The 16,531-nt window shown below is 50.2% G+C and carries 11 protein-coding genes; 10 read left to right on the top strand and 1 reads right to left on the bottom strand.

Annotated elements, in window-relative coordinates; all coding sequences use genetic code 11:
* Positions 1-195: 195 nt before the first annotated feature.
* The 10 genes from B9Y58_RS01655 (at position 196) to B9Y58_RS01610 (ending at position 15,858) form a co-directional block, all read left to right on the top strand.
* The gene (locus B9Y58_RS01655; protein ID WP_073053723.1) at positions 196-1,323 is read left to right on the top strand and encodes a DUF3300 domain-containing protein; all 1,128 of its coding nucleotides are present in this window, start codon (positions 196-198) and stop codon (positions 1,321-1,323) included.
* Positions 1,324-1,370: 47 nt separating this feature from the next.
* On the top strand, positions 1,371-3,050 hold the full coding sequence (locus B9Y58_RS01650) for a glutamine--tRNA ligase/YqeY domain fusion protein (protein ID WP_073053721.1): 1,680 nt from the start codon (positions 1,371-1,373) through the stop codon (positions 3,048-3,050).
* A gap of 248 nt (positions 3,051-3,298) precedes the next feature.
* On the top strand, positions 3,299-5,059 hold the full coding sequence (locus B9Y58_RS01645; protein ID WP_073053719.1) for an AAA family ATPase: 1,761 nt from the start codon (positions 3,299-3,301) through the stop codon (positions 5,057-5,059).
* 94 nt (positions 5,060-5,153) lie between these two features.
* Positions 5,154-6,482 carry a hypothetical protein gene (locus tag B9Y58_RS01640; RefSeq protein WP_109639630.1) on the top strand — a complete coding sequence of 443 codons (1,329 nt, stop codon included), beginning with the start codon at positions 5,154-5,156 and terminating at the stop codon, positions 6,480-6,482.
* A gap of 32 nt (positions 6,483-6,514) precedes the next feature.
* Entirely contained in the window at positions 6,515-7,696 is a 1,182-nt protein-coding gene (locus tag B9Y58_RS01635) for a LysM peptidoglycan-binding domain-containing protein (RefSeq protein WP_073053715.1), read from the top strand.
* Positions 7,697-7,736: 40 nt separating this feature from the next.
* Positions 7,737-9,800, top strand: coding sequence for a sensor histidine kinase (locus B9Y58_RS01630; RefSeq protein ID WP_073053714.1), 2,064 nt, complete (start codon positions 7,737-7,739; stop codon positions 9,798-9,800).
* A gap of 2 nt (positions 9,801-9,802) precedes the next feature.
* On the top strand, positions 9,803-10,507 hold the full coding sequence (locus B9Y58_RS01625; protein WP_073053712.1) for a response regulator transcription factor: 705 nt from the start codon (positions 9,803-9,805) through the stop codon (positions 10,505-10,507).
* Positions 10,508-10,525: 18 nt separating this feature from the next.
* On the top strand, positions 10,526-13,039 hold the full coding sequence (locus tag B9Y58_RS01620) for a hypothetical protein (protein ID WP_073053710.1): 2,514 nt from the start codon (positions 10,526-10,528) through the stop codon (positions 13,037-13,039).
* Between the two features lie 158 nt (positions 13,040-13,197).
* Positions 13,198-14,940 (top strand): ABC transporter substrate-binding protein, encoded by a 1,743-nt coding sequence (locus tag B9Y58_RS01615; RefSeq protein ID WP_233247798.1) that lies wholly within the window; start codon positions 13,198-13,200, stop codon positions 14,938-14,940.
* Positions 14,941-15,048: 108 nt separating this feature from the next.
* Complete coding sequence (locus B9Y58_RS01610; RefSeq protein WP_073053709.1) at positions 15,049-15,858, top strand: CDP-alcohol phosphatidyltransferase family protein; 810 nt, start codon at positions 15,049-15,051, stop codon at positions 15,856-15,858.
* On the opposite strand, the gene mpaA is transcribed toward B9Y58_RS01610, so the two are convergent.
* Positions 15,855-16,529, bottom strand: a complete 675-nt coding sequence (gene mpaA, locus B9Y58_RS01605; RefSeq protein WP_073053707.1) for a murein tripeptide amidase MpaA — start codon at positions 16,527-16,529, stop codon at positions 15,855-15,857. The two genes, B9Y58_RS01610 and mpaA, sit on opposite strands and share 4 nt — an antisense overlap.
* Positions 16,530-16,531 lie beyond the last annotated feature (2 nt).

Here is a 16,531-nt window from a genome sequence, read left to right as displayed (position 1 = left end):
TTTCAGCACTAAAGCCATAATCATCTTTCCGTTTAAGAAGTGTGTAAAAATAAAATCGTCCATAGTGGACAAATCGCAACCTGGGAATAATAATCCCGAAAAAGAGCTCACACGCAACCAAAAGCGACTTTCCTGCATCTAATTAGCATGGAATTTTTGTATAATATTAGTAACCTTAAACTATAGGAGGTAAACATGTTTACCGGTTTAAAGGCTGAAAAAAGTTTAGCAAATCCATTTACAGCCAAGTTCGCTTGGCTGTGGTTTTTACTTGCAGTCATTTTATGCACGCCCACTTCTGTTCGTGCAAACGAGCAATTCACTGCGGCGGAACTCGACACTCTAGTTTCGACCATTGCGCTCTACCCCGACCCGCTCCTGGTGCAGGTACTGGCAGCTTCTGTTCATGGTGACGAAATTCCGGGAGCGGCCGACTGGGCAAACCAGAACAAGCACCTCAAAGGTCAAGAACTCGCCGACCGAATCAAGCTCGAAGACCTTCCTTACGACGAAAGCGTACAGGCGCTCATCCCCTTCCCGACAGTGCTTGCCACCATGGCCAAATATCAAACGTGGACCGACCAATTAGGCGATGCCGTCGCCACCCAAAAAGAAGCCGTGATGGACGCCGTGCAGCGCATGAGAAAAGCCGCCTACGACCATGGGCACTTACAAACTAACGAGCAGGTCAAGGTCGTTAAAGAAAAGACAATTATCATTGAACCCGTTCAAAAGGAATACGTGTACGTCCCCGTATACAACCCCCATGTGGTCTACTACGCCTATTCCAATGGATACCCCGGACTGCGCTACCGCACGGGCGTATGGGTCGGAGGCTATTACGATTACTGGGGCTGGGGTACCAGCCGCTTTGAATGGGACACGCACCTGATTTACGTTCACGATTACCGCTGGTACCACAACAGACCGCGTCCGCACCATCCGTCCCGTTACCATAACCCCCCGCCGCCAAGGCACCACAATCCTCCCCCACCAAGGCACGACCATTACGCCGCACCGCCAAGCAGACCTGCAAAAGTTCCCATGAACCACCATACGGCTCCTGCGACGCGAAGTATCGCTCCGGCTCAACCTGCTACTAACGCAAAACGTCCTATGAGCGCCCGTTCTTCTAGCGAATACTGGCAAGAAGACAACAGCAAAAACAGCAATCAGGGTTTTGGAAACATCAAGACGACCCGTAGCAGCCAGAAAAACTACGACGATTCCCGCAGTAGCCGAAACAACAACAGCCGCAGTAACGGAAACAGCAACCGAAACGGCAATAGCCGCGGAGGTTTTGGCAAAAGCATGAGAAAATAACAGCCATTTTACTATATTTTCCGGCGTTAAAAACTAAAGGATTAACCATGGAAATCCCTGAATCTTCGAATTTTGTACAGGACATCATCGTTAACGACCTCGCCACGGGCAAACGCAAGAGCGTGCACACCCGTTTTCCGCCGGAACCGAACGGTTACATTCACATCGGTCATGCCAAGTCCATCTGCCTGAACTTCGGTACTGCAAACAAGTACAAGGACTTCGGCGGCATCACGAACTTGCGCTTTGACGACACGAACCCCACTAAAGAAGATGTGGAATACGTCGATTCCATCCGCGAAGACGTGAAGTGGCTCGGCTTTGAATGGAAGGGTGGCGAATACTTCGCCAGCGACTACTACGACCAGATTTACGCCTTTGCCGAAAAGCTGATTGAAATGGGCAAGGCCTATGTAGAAGACCTGACTCGCGACGAAATGCAGGAATACCGCGGCAACGACGCCGGTAAGCCGAGCCGTCCGAGCCCCTACCGCGACCGCAGCGTCGAAGAGAACATGAAGCTCTTCCGCGAGATGCGCGACGGCAAGTATGCCGACGGCGAAAAGTGCCTGCGCGCCAAGGTGGACCTTTCTAGCCCGAACATGAACATGCGCGACCCGGTGATCTACCGCATCAAGCACTGCACCCACCACCGCACCGGCGACAAGTGGTGCATCTACCCGATGTACGACTTTGCTCACCCGCTCAGCGACTGGATTGAAGGCATTACGCACTCCATTTGTACGCTTGAATTCGAAGCGCACCGACCGCTGTACGATTGGTTCTTGATTGAACTGGGCCTCGACAACCGCCCGCAGCAGATTGAATTTGCCCGCTTGAACCTCACCTACACCATGATGAGTAAGCGTAAGCTCTTGGAACTGGTGCAGACGAAGGCCGTGATGGGCTGGAACGACCCGCGTATGCCGACGGTTTGCGGTTACCGCCGCCGCGGCTTTACCCCAAGTTCCATCCGCGAATTCTGCGACCGTATCGGCGTTTCCAAGGCCGATTCCATGGTCGACGTGAACCTACTCTACTTCTGCATCCGCGAAGAACTGAACCAGACCGCCAACCGCGTGATGGCAGTGATTGATCCGGTCAAGCTCGTGATTGACAACTGGGAAGCGGGCAAGGTCGAAATGATCGAAGTCGAGAACAACCCGAACGACCCGAACGCAGGCTCCCGCCAGGTTCCGTTCAGCGGCGAACTCTACATCGAAGCCGACGACTTTATGGAAGAACCGCCGAAGAAGTACTTCCGCTTGAAGCCGGAAGGCGAAGTCCGCCTGAAGGGCGCTTACTTCGTGACCTGCAAGAGCGTTGAAAAGGACGCCGACGGCAAGGTGAAGGTGATTCACTGCGTTTACGACCCGCTGAGCAAAGGTGGCGAAACTCCCGACGGTCGCAAGGTCAAGGGCACCATCCACTGGGTTTCCGCCGCTCACGCCGTGGATGCCGAAGTGCGCCTGATCGACAACCTCTTCACACTCGAAGACCCCTCGGCAGTTCCCGAAGGCGAAGACTGGCACGACTACCTGAACCCGGATTCCATGGTCGTGAAGCAGGCCAAGGTGGAACCGAGCCTTGCAAACGCGAAACTCGAAGACCGCTTCCAGTTCATGCGCCAGGGCTACTTCTGCCTCGACAGCGAAGATTCCAAGCCGGGCCACCTGGTGTTCAACAGAACGGTGGGCTTGAAGGATAGTTTCAACCCTTCGAAGTAATTCGTTTATAACCGTCGTGATACTTCGTTACGTTCACGCCTCACGTACTAATTGTACGCTACGGGTGAACGAGGCCTCGTCTCACTCGGTTCTAAACCGAATTAAATTCAAACACAAAATTTTGTATAAATTAATACTTTAACGTTTTAGAGCTTTTCTAGGGCGTTTTTGCATACATTTTGCACTTTTAAGTGCCCTCTTGTAAATAAAAAAGCTACATTCAATACGATAAAGCATTCGAGGCGCTTATGGAAAACGCAAAAAAGACCATCAACCTGTTCCTGAAGAACAAGTATAGTCCGAACGAACTCAAAGCCGAGCTCTACAAGGCGGGTGTCGCCGCTATGGAAGAAGGTTGGACCTTCATGGACGCCAGTTTCCAGCTCGGCGGCAAGGCCCGCGACGATGGCATGGACGGCGAAGAGGTCGAACAGACTCTTCGCCGCGCGTTCTCCGCCGAAAAGCGCACGGCAGAGCGCCCTCAGGAACAGCCGGCTCCGGCGCAGAACGCCCAACCGGCTGCGGATGGCTCCATGCCCCATGCACAAGCAGCGGCCGCCCCGCAGGCGGTTGCCATGCCAATCATCACGCCGCTGTCGGCGAACATGATTTCCATGGAACAGATGCTTGCCATGGGTCTTGACACCCAGTCCTTGGAACTGCTGCAGAACTTCAAGATTGACCCCGAAGCGCTTTCTATTCCCTGGCCTGCCGCCGACTGGCGTAAGGACCTCGCCAAGCTTCTAGAAGCCGCATTTGACCCCGAAGAAACAATCTCGTTCAAGGTATCGAATACCCCGGACAGCACCGAAGAGCTCGTATCGAACATCATTGGGCAAGATGACTCTATCAAGAAGATCATGAAGAGTCTCGACAGTCCCGAGGGCGCCCTCCTGTGCATTAACGCCGTGAAGGGTGGCGACGATGTTACGGACGAATCGTTCCGCTACCGCTATGTAGTGGTCGATAACCCCAAGATGTCCTTGGCCAAGCAGCTCGCCTACTACAAGGCCCTGAACCTTCCCTGCGCCGCCTTGGTGAACACAGGGGCAAATTCCGTGCAGGCATGGGTAAAGATTTTCGCAAACGACGAAGAAGAATATAACGAACGCGTTGACTTCCTTTTCAAGACGCTTGATTCCCAGGGATTCAAGGTCGACCCGAGCAACAGCAACCCGCACATGATGGTGCGTATGCCGGGCGTGCTCCGCGGCGGAAAGCAGCAGTACTTGATCGGTCTTGAACAGGGTGCCAAGAACTTCAAGGAATGGCAGGAATGGGTGGAATATTCCCTCGACGGAAAGCCGCTCATTGAACTGGCAAGCGATACCGAAGAAGCTCCCAAAAAAGACCAGACAATTGTTGAAAACATGCTCCGTGCCGGTGAATTTTTCCTGTTCACCGCACCTCCGAAAAGCGGAAAATCCCTTGCCCTCATGGACTTAGGCCTTTCTATCTGCTATGGCGAAGACTGGTTCGGCAATGCAACGTCTTCGAGCGACGTGTTGTTCATCAATTTCGAACTGACCAAATCCGTGTTCCTGAACCGCCTTTATTTGCTGGGCGGAAAGCGCAACTTGAACGCAAGCACCCCGAAGTTCGGCTTTCTGAACTTGCGTGGTACGGCACTTTCACCTATCGAAACGGCACAACTTATCGCCAAGCGTATCCAAGGCGCCAAGCGACTCGAAAACCACGACTACCGCGTGGTGGTGATTGACCCGATTTCTGCCGTATTGCATAACCCGAAGTCCACACGACTGAACGGAGCACCCCACCAGATTTTAATGCAGATGGTCGATACCATTATCGCCCTCACGGGTTGTGCAGTCGTGTCGTCTTGCAACCTGGACGAATACCCCTACCTCGAAGCCCGAGCGGACTCGCTCATCAAGCTTTCACCGGTGGAAGGCAGCCTGAACCTTTACCAAATCAACGGAACCTTCCGCGAATTCCCGAAAATGCTCGCCCGCGAATGCTCTTGGATTTACCCGAGATTCCTGGTGTAGTTGGAAGTAGGAAGTAGACAGTAGACAGTAGACAGTGGTTAGTGGTTAGTGGTTAGTGGTTAGTGGTTAGTGAATTAGTATTGAGTAATGTGTAATGAAACAAGAAAGAATGAAAGACAATTTTAGAAGTACAAACAATCGCGCACGCGGATATTCCGTACGTCGTGACAAGATTCAAGACAAAGCCCCGAAAGCCGAAAAGCCTGTACGCAAAGCAGCGCTGACTTTTGAAGATATCAAGCAGCAGCTTGCCGCATGGGCCGAAAACGAACGCATTCCCGGTAAGTTTCAGGCATGGTTTACAACAGATGCTAATCCGGAACATTCCGACTGGCGCATTATCAAAACTTATCGCGGCCAGCAGGAATCGCTTTCGATTGACTCTCCCGCCCGCGGTATGGACGTACCCGAACTTGTCAGCCGCATTTTTGAACAGGTCAAGAAAGAACACCTGCACATTTTCAAAAAAGCACTCCGCCAAATTTGGTTCCGCGCCGTCGGTGACGGACGCTACGCGATGCTCGTTCAAGTTAACCTGAAGGGCAGATTCTCTGCTCACGGTTACAAGACCTTCGTTGATTTTATACAAAGAAACTGCCCGGAAGTCATCAGCTGTCACCACATTCAGTGCATGCCAGACCAGCCTTTTGATCCGGCAGGAACGATTCCGATGAAGGTGGAAGCCAAGAGTGCTTTCGGAAGCGACTTTATGCCCATTGGCGAAACTGGTATCAGCATGCATGTGCTGGACTGGACGCCGCGAATTCATGACGCCTGGATGGGACTCCCCAAACGTATCGAAGAAGCTATTCACCCGAATGCCGAAGACAGTTTCTTTGAATTCTATTCTGGAAGTTCCTTTGTGAGCGCAACTCTTGCAAACCGATTCAAGAGAGTCGTTGCGATGGACTGCCGCGAATACGCCATGATGTCGTCGCGCTTGAACGCCCGCAACGCCATCGATGACAACATGAAATTCATCCGCAGTCACGTAGAACAGGATTTCTTCGGCAAGTTCTTCAGCAAGCCCGAAAACGAGGGCCGTTGGACATTCTACTTCAACCTGCCCGGCGACGAACCGCTTGCACAAGGCGTAGCACAGGCCGCCGCCCTTTCGAGACCGGAACGTATTCTCTTGCAGACATCGAACCTCGAAGTGGCCGCGCGAACTATCAAGCAGTTTAGAAACGAAGGCTACATGTTGCGCAAGAATATTCCGCTGTACCTGGAACCGGGCTCCGGAAAATTCGAAATTCTGTTCCTGTTCGTACCTGACCGCGTAGGAATCCTGGGGCAGAATCCGGCACAAAAACAGCGTTCCAGAACCATTCAGCGCCCGAAGGAACGCGTTTTTAGCCAAAAAACGCAAGAAATTTCACGTTTTAGTCAAAAAGCCCCTACCTTTAAGCAAAGAAAAGGTTAAATTATTGGTATAACAGCCTGTAAGGGATTATTATGCGATTTTTGAAATGTGCATCCATCTGTCTGGGACTTTCTGCCTTGTTGGCGTCTGCCTACATCGTTAAAGAAGGCGATACCCTTTGGGATTTGAGCGACGAATTCCTCAAAGACCCCTTTGCCTGGCCGGACCTTTGGGAAAACAACCGCCACATCGAGGACCCGCACTGGATTTATCCGGGAGACTCCATCTACTTGGGCGATACCATTCGCGAAGGCAACGTTCTGCAAGTTGACAAGAAAAGCAAGTATCCCTGCAATGCAACTATTTCAGATTCCGCCCTCCCCAAGGGCAAAGGTCTAACCGTCGCCAATGCCGGTTGCGACAACGGTGACGAACGCAATTCCGACTTTGAAGGAATGCTCGGCAACTTGCGCGACAAGGATAAGAAGGGCGTCAAGAAAGCCAAGGCCAACGACGAATACTACTACAAGCAGCGCCCGGCTCCCAAGATTTTCAACGGTTACTATCAGCTGCACGCTCCCGAAATCTACACGCTCGATTCCCTGAAAAAAGACAAGCGTTTTATTTCGATCAAATCGGGCGAAAAAAAGGAGCCCTTGATTCACATGCCTGAAACCGAAGTCGTGGTAGGAATTGGCAAAAAGACAGACGCCAATTTGAAACGCGGCGACCTCGTCGAAATTGTTGACGCAAAGGCCATTGATGTTCCGGCGGCTCAGGGTAGCGGCTTTGACCGTTACGCATTGCTCCGCCTTTCCGGCATCGCCAAGATTACGGCTATCGGTGACACGCTTTCACGCGCAAAGATCGTAACGACATTCCGCGAAATCAAAATCAACCAGTCTAAGGCCCGCATGAAACAGCCTCTCAAGACGCTGAACGTGGCCGGATACTCCAAGGTTAAGGAAGCCAAGATGGATTCCTTGGCCATGATCCGCTATTCCATGGACCCCATGCTGATTATCGGCGCATTCTCCTATGTGCTTATCGACAAGGGCGCCCAGCAGGGTTACAACACCGGCGACGCAGTGGCCGTGTGGGAAGAAGACAAAACCGACGAATCGCTTCCACCTCGTTTGATTGGCCGTGGCATTGTCGCAAGGGCTGCTGAAAATGAAGCCAGCGTCCTGATCCGCGAAATCTACTCCAACAGCAGGCGTATCGAAGTTGGACACAGGGTATCGGTGACCCACCGTGCAAAGATTGTCCAATAAGAACATCGACTTAAGTCCCCAATTACCGTAAGGACTGGCAATGCAGGTTTCACGTAATAATCTGCTATTTGTCCTTTTATTCGCGGGAGGAATTGTCCTCCCGACGGCTATTCTTTCGTTTCTGAGTTTCAGGAACATCCAGAACGAGATTTATCTTTCGCAGAAGAACTTCGACGAAAGCCTGACTGCATTTCAGAACGATGTCGAAGATGCTATCGATAAAGAGCAAGCAAAAATTTATCAAGAAACCAAGGCGGCCTCCCTGTTCCTGTACGAACAGCCTCAGGGTCTCCTGGACTTCGGTCATGCGACCGAGTTCAAGTCTGTCGAAGGCATTGACGCCATCTTCCTATTCAACAACGGAAACCTGATTTACCCGGACCTTTCGTCCAAGAAATTTTTCAAGTCTTCCAATTTTTCAAATAGTGTTCCTTCGGCCCTGGACAAAAAACTTTACCACGAAGAAACGAAAGGTCTCAAGGACAGCATTTCGCTAAAACTGTATCTAGAACAGCGCTCCCGCAGTCTTAGACCTACAAGCTTTTTCTTTGAATCCAAGGATGAACAAATCCAGAATATTCTTGGTCTGATTCGATTTTACTACAAGAACAAAAAATACGACGAGGCATTGCAACTACTTACCTTTCTTGAGAACAACCCCCACCAACAGGGATACTTGCATGCCGACTTGACTTATGCCGTCAACTTACTCCACTTTGAAATTTTAGTGAATCAAAGAAAGCACCAGGAAGCCCAGGACTACTGTCTTTCGGTACTAGCCCAATTCCTGGAAAAACAGAACATTGACGACATTTCTTCGTCTAGGCACTTTTTTGAATCGACCTTTACCCAGATTCTTTCTTTTGAAAACCTGTCTCAAGAAAAACGTGAAGCCTTCTGGAACCTGCGAGAAAACTTCAATCGCCAGCTAGGCTACATGGACATTCTGTATTACAACCGTGACCTGTTCCATGAAATTCTAGACGACGACGTTTCTTCCAAGGAAGGGATTCTTTACAAGAATACCGACGAAATGACCATGTTCAAGATGTCCTATCCCTACCTTTCCGGCGACCAGGTAGTCATCGCGGTCATCAATAGGGATTCGTACAAGGCAAGGCTTCAAAGCAAGTTGAAAACCGTCGTACAGACCTTCAAGAACATTCCCTTCTCGATTACTGAAAGCAATGATAAAGTTATTATGGGCGAAATTCCGGATAACGCACCAGTCATTGCACAGCACTACATTTCCGAGGCTTTAAACTGGGAATTTACCTTGTACGAAAAAGATATGCAGGACATTCATAAAGAAACGAAACACCGCATGTTCTTGATGTATGGACTTATGCTTTTCGCCCTCATTACCGTTATTTTCGGATCGTTCTTCATGTTCCGCTTTATAACGCAGGAGCGCAAACTTTTGGCCATGAAGGCAAACTTCCTATCTAGCGTATCTCACGAATTGAAGACCCCCCTGACATCCATCAAGATGTTTGCCGAAATGATGGCACGCGGGCGTTTGCAACGTGCCGAGAAGGTGCAGGAATATTCTACGCTCATAGGCAAGGAAGCCTCGCGACTTGAAAACCTGATCGGAGCCATTCTCAATTACACCCGCATGGAGCACGGCACTGGCGCCTTCAAGTGGGAACGCCTTGACTTTTCTATTTGCGCCAAGAAAGTGTTTGACGCCGTCGAAGACATCGGTGTAGAAAAAGGCCTTATCTTCTACACGCATTTTGAACCCAACGTATTCGTGATGGGTGACTACACAGCACTATACAGCTTAGTACAGAACTTGATTGACAATGCCATCAAATACACCGAAGCACCCGGAGAAATCAAGATCGATGTCAAGAGCGACAGCGAATGGGTCATATTCTCGGTTGCCGACACAGGCATCGGCATTGCCGCTTCTGAACAAAAAAATATATTTAATGATTTTTATAGAGTGGGTGACGAAATGACCCGCAGCACTAAAGGTTCGGGACTTGGCCTAGCCACAGTCAAGCGCGTCGCCGAAACCCACAAGGCAACCATTTCGCTTGTCAGCAAGCCTGGTAAAGGATCCACGTTCACCGTCAAATTCAAAAAGGCAGAATAACCATGAATTTCAAAATACTCATCGTAGAAGACGAAGAAATCATTCGCTTGGGTCTCCAGGACAATTTCGAAATGGAAGGCTACACCGTAGAAACGGCCTGCGATGGTGAAGAGGCTATTGCAAAAGCGGATTCCTACCAACCCCATTTGGTGCTTTTGGACTTGATGATTCCCAAGAAAAGCGGTTTTGAAGTTTGCCGTTACATTCGTAACAAGCACCCCGAAACCTATATCATCATGCTCACCGCCAAGACAGAAGAAACAAGCAAGGTGGCAGGCCTCGAAATGGGAGCAGACGACTACGTGACGAAACCCTTCTCGATTTTGGAACTTTTGGCTCGCGTCAAAGCTTTCCGCCGCCGCATCGAGCCTCAAACAAGCAACAACAACGTAGCCGTGCCTGATGTTCTTGAATTTGCAAACATCAGCATCAACGTGAAGAAATTCGAAGCAACCAAGGGCGGCGTACCGCTGGACTTGACCACCCGAGAATACCTGATTATGAAGTTTTTCTGGGCGCACCGCGGTGAAGTCATTTTGCGCGAAACATTGCTAAAGGAAATCTGGGGCTACACCGACGAAAACATGCCCTCGACCCGTACGGTGGACAATCACATCGCCAACCTTCGCCGTAAAATCGAAGACGACTTGGACAACCCGAAGTTCATTATTTCTGTGAGAGGCGCTGGTTACAAGTTTGACGCATAAAGGAACAGGAAGTAGAAAGTGAATTTCTTTGAAGCAAAAACTTATTCCAGAACGCTGCGGGCGGCACTATCACTAGTGTGGTTTTGCAGCGTATTCGCATTTGCCGAAAAAATGGAATCGAGCATTCAAGAAGCACTCTACCTGTTCGAAATGAAAGGCGAAACGTCCGAAGCGATCAAGATGCTTGAAAACGCAGCCATACAAGGCGACGAAGACGACAAGGAACAAGCCTACTTTTACCTGGGTAAAATTCAGGAACTTTCGGACAACAAGACATCGGCTAATTTCTACTACGAACAGAGCCTCGCAAGGACAAACGAAGTCGCCAAGGCCTACTGGCTATCGGAACGCGAAAGCGCTACCAGCAACAAGCCCGAAGCCTTGTTGCGCGCTCCGATTCAATTAAAGAGCTCCATTCAGAAGACTTTTGGAAAGAACCCCACCTACCTGCTTTTAAGCGACGGCTCCATTTGCAAAATCAAGGATGACCGTATCGAAAACATTGCAAAGGCCCCCGACAACAAGCTAATATTCAATATAGACCGTCAAGGAATCTGGTACCAGCCGGCCGATCAAGATAGTCTTGTGTTCAAGGCGTTCTACACGAGCAGTTCTACCAAGAGTTTCCCCATTACCGATATCACCCACTTTTTGACGGCCGGAAACAAGGCCATCGTCCAAACGGAAAAGCAACTTTTCATTCTGAATAACAAGCGCATCGTAGCGCAAATCGAAGACAAGTATAGCGGTTGCATCCCTGAAGGGTTCTTCGCCTCCACGAATGAATTCATTCTGAACTGCACCGACAACGCGCTTCACTTTATTTCGTCCGAAGACGGAATGACCAAGAAATCCATCGCCCAGTTTGACGTCATCAAGAATGTCTTGATTGACAAAAACATGCTTTATCTGGTATCGGGCAATTACCTTTACGCCTACTACCCCAAACAAAGAATTGCGCCCGTCTGGAAAATTTCAGCCAGCAATATCGAAAGCATCTTCCCGTTCGAAAGGGAACTCGCCTTACTCGACGCCTCCGGAAGGATTTTCCTTATTGACAAGAAGAGCGGTCTCACCCGCAAAACGGTTCGAAGCGACGCCTCTTCCATTTATCCACTTGCCAAGGGAACCCTGGGACTGTTTTCTGCCGAAGGCGCCATCACTGCAGTGGACACGCTCTTGAATCCCCTATGGCATTTTAACTTTGCCAAGCCGGTAGAACAATCGCCCATTTACACCAACGGTAACCTCTACTTGTATTTCGGCGACCGAAAGTTGGTGTCTCTCTCGCCGCATTACTATGGCAAAAAGGTTCTGCTTTCCGAAATTCTTGCAAGACAGGCTGCCGACATTACCGAGCACGAAGAATGGGAAGACCTGCCGCCGGTTTTGGATTCCCTGTTCAAGCTGGAACCCGGAAACGCCGAAGGTTGGTTCTTCAAGGCCCTTTATTTGGAGCAGAATAAAGGCAACGAGCGCGACAAACAAAAGGCTTGGTCCGAAGCAGTTCGTCTTTCAGGAAGCAACCCGCAGACAACCCAGCTGATTTTAAACCGTTACGGCAAAGCCATTGGAGCCAAATTCGTCGCCCTGCTTCCGATTTCCCCGAAGACTCGCTACCCCCAATTTTTCAGCAACAAGAAATACCTGTACACGATTGACCCCGCCGCAGATAGGCTTCTCTGCATTAACGCCGAATCAGGGGAGCTTCGCTGGACCAAGTACATCGGAGCTCTCGACAACAGCCCCGTCATCGAAAACGACGAAAACACCTTGGTTATTGCGACGGGCTACAACATCGCCATTTACGACCTGAACAAGGATTCCGCCCCCATTATGCTGCAGCTCCCCGGCAAGGCTTTCAAAATGAACATCACCGAGGACGCCATCTACATTTCTACTTGGAACGGATTCTTGCTCAAAATTCTGAAATCGGACAATAAGCTCGCCTGGTCCAGAAAGATTTTCTCAGTTCCCTTCTTGCATTCCAAATCAGACAAAACCATTTACGCCTGCAACCTGGAAGGAGAAATGGTTTCTCTCGACAACGAAACCGGACAGACCCAGGAGAACTCTACCCGCAAGATTCCGGGACAGGTTTCGCACCTGCTTAGCACAGATTCCATTACCGCCGTCGCTAGCGGAAACAAAATCTTCCTTTTCAACCAGAAAAAGAAAGACGCCCCGCTTCAGATCCTGATGGAAAATGCGATTTCTTCACTGCAAGTCGTCCAGGACCACAACGAAAGAAAAATCCTCGTGGGTCTTTCGGACCAATCCATTTTGCTTTACACCGAAGCCGGAGCTCCCCTATGGAAATTCTCCGGCAAGAACGCCATTTTCCCCAAGCCATTCGTTAAAGACGGCTTTGCCTGGATTGACCAAGGAAACGAAGTCATTGGGATATCCCTCAAAACCGGAAAAAAAGAACAAAAGTTCAGCACTCCGGGTGGCGCCGGCACACCGTTTATCCTGAATCATACGTTATTCAGCGCTTCTCCGAAACGCCTATTGTACGGATTTTCATTATAACATAAAAAACACCCTTGAAACGGGTACTTTTTAACTCTTGTAAATAAATTTTGGTGGTTTTTTTGTCTAAAACACACTAAATTTAAGGTATGGATTATGGGAATATAAAGAATTCTTTGGGATGCTCGGTTAAAACTCATGCATCGAGATTTTTCACTTTGGCAACCACCCTCGGTGCCTTGTTCTTAGTCGCATGTAACGAAGAAAGCAAGGCTACTCCCGAAAAGGTGGAATCGGAATACAACCGCAGCGAAACTCTGTATATCGGCGGTTTCGACTGGGCGCCTCCTTCTACGTTTAACCCGCTGGACTACGACCCCAACTTCCCCATTGATGGCAACTGCAGAATCACCTATGAAGCTTTGCTTGCCTATAACCAATTGAGTGGCGAATTGGAACCCATGCTGGCCGACAGTTACACCAGCAGCGAAGACAAAATTACCGTTCATCTTGACCCCAAGGCCAAATGGAGTAACGGCAAGCCCGTTACCGTTAGCGATGTCTTATACACCTTCAAGATAGACTCCATACTTCCCACTCCGCGTCATGGCAACTGGGAATTCTTGAGCGAAATCACCGATGACGGCGACAACAACATTTCCTTCCACTTTGGCAAGAACAAGAATCCCTTAATCATCCTGAACGCTCTTGCGGAAACGTCCATTTTGCCCAAAACAGTCTTTGAGCCCCTTGTCCAGGGGGCGAAGTCCGGCAAGAAATACGACATGAGCCACATTACCGCCTTCAAGAACGATTCCATGCCGATCGTTTCAGGTCCGTACAACATCAAGACCTATTCCCCCGAACAGATTGTATTGGAACGTAACGACAAATACTGGGGCAACTACAAGCATAACGGCAAGAAGCCCTCTCCCAAGTACATCATTCATTCCCTCTACAACGGAAATAACCATTTCAACAGCGCCATGACCAAGGGCAACTTGGACATTTCGTCGGTGTTCCTGCCCCGCATTTGGGACAAAGCCAAGGACAGCATCCGCGCCTGGAGCCGCAACGAACCGTACCACCTCCCTGGGTCCATCACGACTCTTCTCATCGCACATCAGAGCGCTCCCTTCAATGACGTGGCTCTCCGCCGTGCCATGATGCATGCCATCAATTTCGAGAAGATCAAGGCTCGCGCCGTTTCGAACTACACCCCCGTCATTCAACCGGGATTCATCCTGCCCTTCGGCACCGAATCCAAGTTCTTCAACAAGGAAGATGCTGACAAGTACGGCTACGCCTACGACATCGAAAAAGCCAAGTCTATCTTGACCGCCGCAGGTTACTCCTGGGACGAAAGCGGCAAGCTGATCGACAAGAAGAAGCAGCCCGTCCGCAACTTCACCATCGAATGTCCGCAGGGGTGGACCGACTGGGAAGATGCCATCAAGGTTATTGTGGAATCGCTACACGAAATCGGTCTTACCGCCGAAGAAAAGTTTGTAGACTATAGCGTATGGGACAAGAACCTGAGACTGGGCACCTTCGACCTTGCCATGAAAACTCAGACGGCAGAACTTTCTGCAGCCTCCCCCTGGAACCGCTTCGACCAAGTCATGGGTTCCGTTTCCTTCAAGGAAATCGGTGAAGAAGCCTTTGCCAACCAAGGTCGCTACAAGAACGAAGAAGCCGACAAACTGCTCCAGAAGATTCCCGCCCTCACCAACGAGAAGGACCTGATTACGGCCTACCGTGAACTGAACCGCATCTTCATGGAAACGATTCCGGTGATTCCGGTGATGTACCGCCCGACGCAGTACTACCAGTTCTCGACCAAGCATTGGACGAACTTCCCCACTGAAGAAGATCCCTATGCTCCGCCCCAGAGTCTCGTGGTCGCAGCCGGTGTAAAAGCCCTTTGGAAGATTACGCCCATCGCTGTACCTGCGAAATAAAAAAAACAGTTTTACTGCTTTTGAAAACGCCCGTTTACAGGGCGTTTTTTTTGCTTTTAGCCCATAAAAAAACTATTTTTAGCTCAATACTTCTTAGTGGAGGCCCCTATGGGTAAATCTCGTTTTATTTTGCCGAATGCGTTTACCAGCATGAATTTTCTTTTGGGCGTTTTCGCCATCTGTTGGGTAACCGGTGCTTTCAGTTCCTTTACGACATCTGATCCTATTCGTACCGGAGCCTATTTCATTATCTTGAGTGTTCTCTTGGACAAGCTGGACGGATTTGCCGCCCGCCTCGTGAATGCAAGTTCCGAATTCGGCGCCCAGTTCGACAGCCTCGCCGACCTGATTGCATTTGGCCTCGCTCCGGCTTTTACGGTTTTCTTCACCTACAAGACTTTGTCCCCGGATTGGTTCCAGGCAAACGGAGTACTTCTGATTGTGACGTTCTCCATTTATGTGCTTTGTGCCGCCATGCGCCTCGCCAAGTACAACGCCTGCGACTCTGACACCTACCATCACCACTTCTCCGGTCTTCCGTCCACCTTCGCAGGTGCAATCAACGCAATCCTGATCGTGTATCTGAAGTCCAACGGCCTGTTCGAAAATTCCGAAAGCCCCATGATGGTGATTCCCGTGCTGGTGATGCTCGTGACAGGTCTTTTGATGGTAAGCCCGCTGTTCTTGCCCAAGCTCCAGCCCCGCAAGAACCAGCTGTTCAACATCGGCCAGGCTATCTTGATCGTCATCACCTACATCTGTGGTTTCCTGTTCATTTCAGAAAAGGTTCCCTTCATTTTGGAATACCTGCTGGTTCTTTGTTCTACTTACCTGGTTGTCGGATTCACCATCGGACTTGTCCAGCGTAAGCGTATCATTGAAAACGCCGAAAAGAACAAAATTGAAGAACGCCGCTAGACCATTTTAAGCCACTGCGCAAACGAATGGGCGTAGCGGTCAAACAAAGCCTCTAAAGACATTCTAGGAAGTTCCAGAGTAATGCACTCTGGACTTTTTTGTTGCTTGCACCAAGTACCGAGGCTGCCGGGTGTCGGGTACCCGATATCGGGCAGCCAAGGAACGCCGAAGATTTCACAGAGCGAATCCACCATCGCCGAGCGCACAGGGGAATCGACACAAGCAATGGGCGCATGCATCGAAAGAACTGTTTTAGGGGCAAGCTTTTGAATCAACGAAATGAGAGCTGCGGTTTCAGGCTCACTGCAGGGAGCAGCCCCTGCAGAAAGAAACGTATCCCGGGGAGCTTCAAGAATGGAACGGGTTTGTACCGGTTCGCCGCTCCAGTTGTCGGTCGGAAAATTGCGGTTCAAGTCTACCCCATTGGCATTTCCGCGGGTACCAAGCGAGACTCCATCGGGATTGGCGCAAAGGACCAAGGCCACCGATTCAAAAGGCTCTTCGAACATGCGCATGGCACGACTCAAAAGGAAGGTCGTTTCAGGTTCTTCGCCATGAATACCGGCTATCACCAAAAGGCGGCAACGGCCCTTGCAAGGAATGTAGCGAAGTTTCGCTCCCAAAACGGAGTGGCCATATTCAGAAAAGGATTGCGAAAGGGTGGAGCGCATCG

The sequence above is a fragment of the Fibrobacter sp. UWB15 genome, assembly GCF_900177705.1.
Taxonomy (GTDB): domain Bacteria; phylum Fibrobacterota; class Fibrobacteria; order Fibrobacterales; family Fibrobacteraceae; genus Fibrobacter.
This window is presented reverse-complemented; position numbering and strand designations above follow the sequence as displayed.

What these genes read in the sequence shown, in the direction of transcription:
- B9Y58_RS01645 (WP_073053719.1), top strand. Translation starts at nt 3,299, where the DNA reads ATGGAAAACGCAAAAAAGACCATCAACCTGTTCCTGAAGAACAAGTAT.
- mpaA (WP_073053707.1), bottom strand. Translation starts at nt 16,529, where the DNA reads ATGCGCTCCACCCTTTCGCAATCCTTTTCTGAATATGGCCACTCCGTT.
- B9Y58_RS01650 (WP_073053721.1), top strand. Translation starts at nt 1,371, where the DNA reads ATGGAAATCCCTGAATCTTCGAATTTTGTACAGGACATCATCGTTAAC.
- B9Y58_RS01635 (WP_073053715.1), top strand. Translation starts at nt 6,515, where the DNA reads ATGCGATTTTTGAAATGTGCATCCATCTGTCTGGGACTTTCTGCCTTG.
- B9Y58_RS01640 (WP_109639630.1), top strand. Translation starts at nt 5,154, where the DNA reads ATGAAACAAGAAAGAATGAAAGACAATTTTAGAAGTACAAACAATCGC.
- B9Y58_RS01625 (WP_073053712.1), top strand. Translation starts at nt 9,803, where the DNA reads ATGAATTTCAAAATACTCATCGTAGAAGACGAAGAAATCATTCGCTTG.
- B9Y58_RS01610 (WP_073053709.1), top strand. Translation starts at nt 15,049, where the DNA reads ATGGGTAAATCTCGTTTTATTTTGCCGAATGCGTTTACCAGCATGAAT.
- B9Y58_RS01655 (WP_073053723.1), top strand. Translation starts at nt 196, where the DNA reads ATGTTTACCGGTTTAAAGGCTGAAAAAAGTTTAGCAAATCCATTTACA.
- B9Y58_RS01630 (WP_073053714.1), top strand. Translation starts at nt 7,737, where the DNA reads ATGCAGGTTTCACGTAATAATCTGCTATTTGTCCTTTTATTCGCGGGA.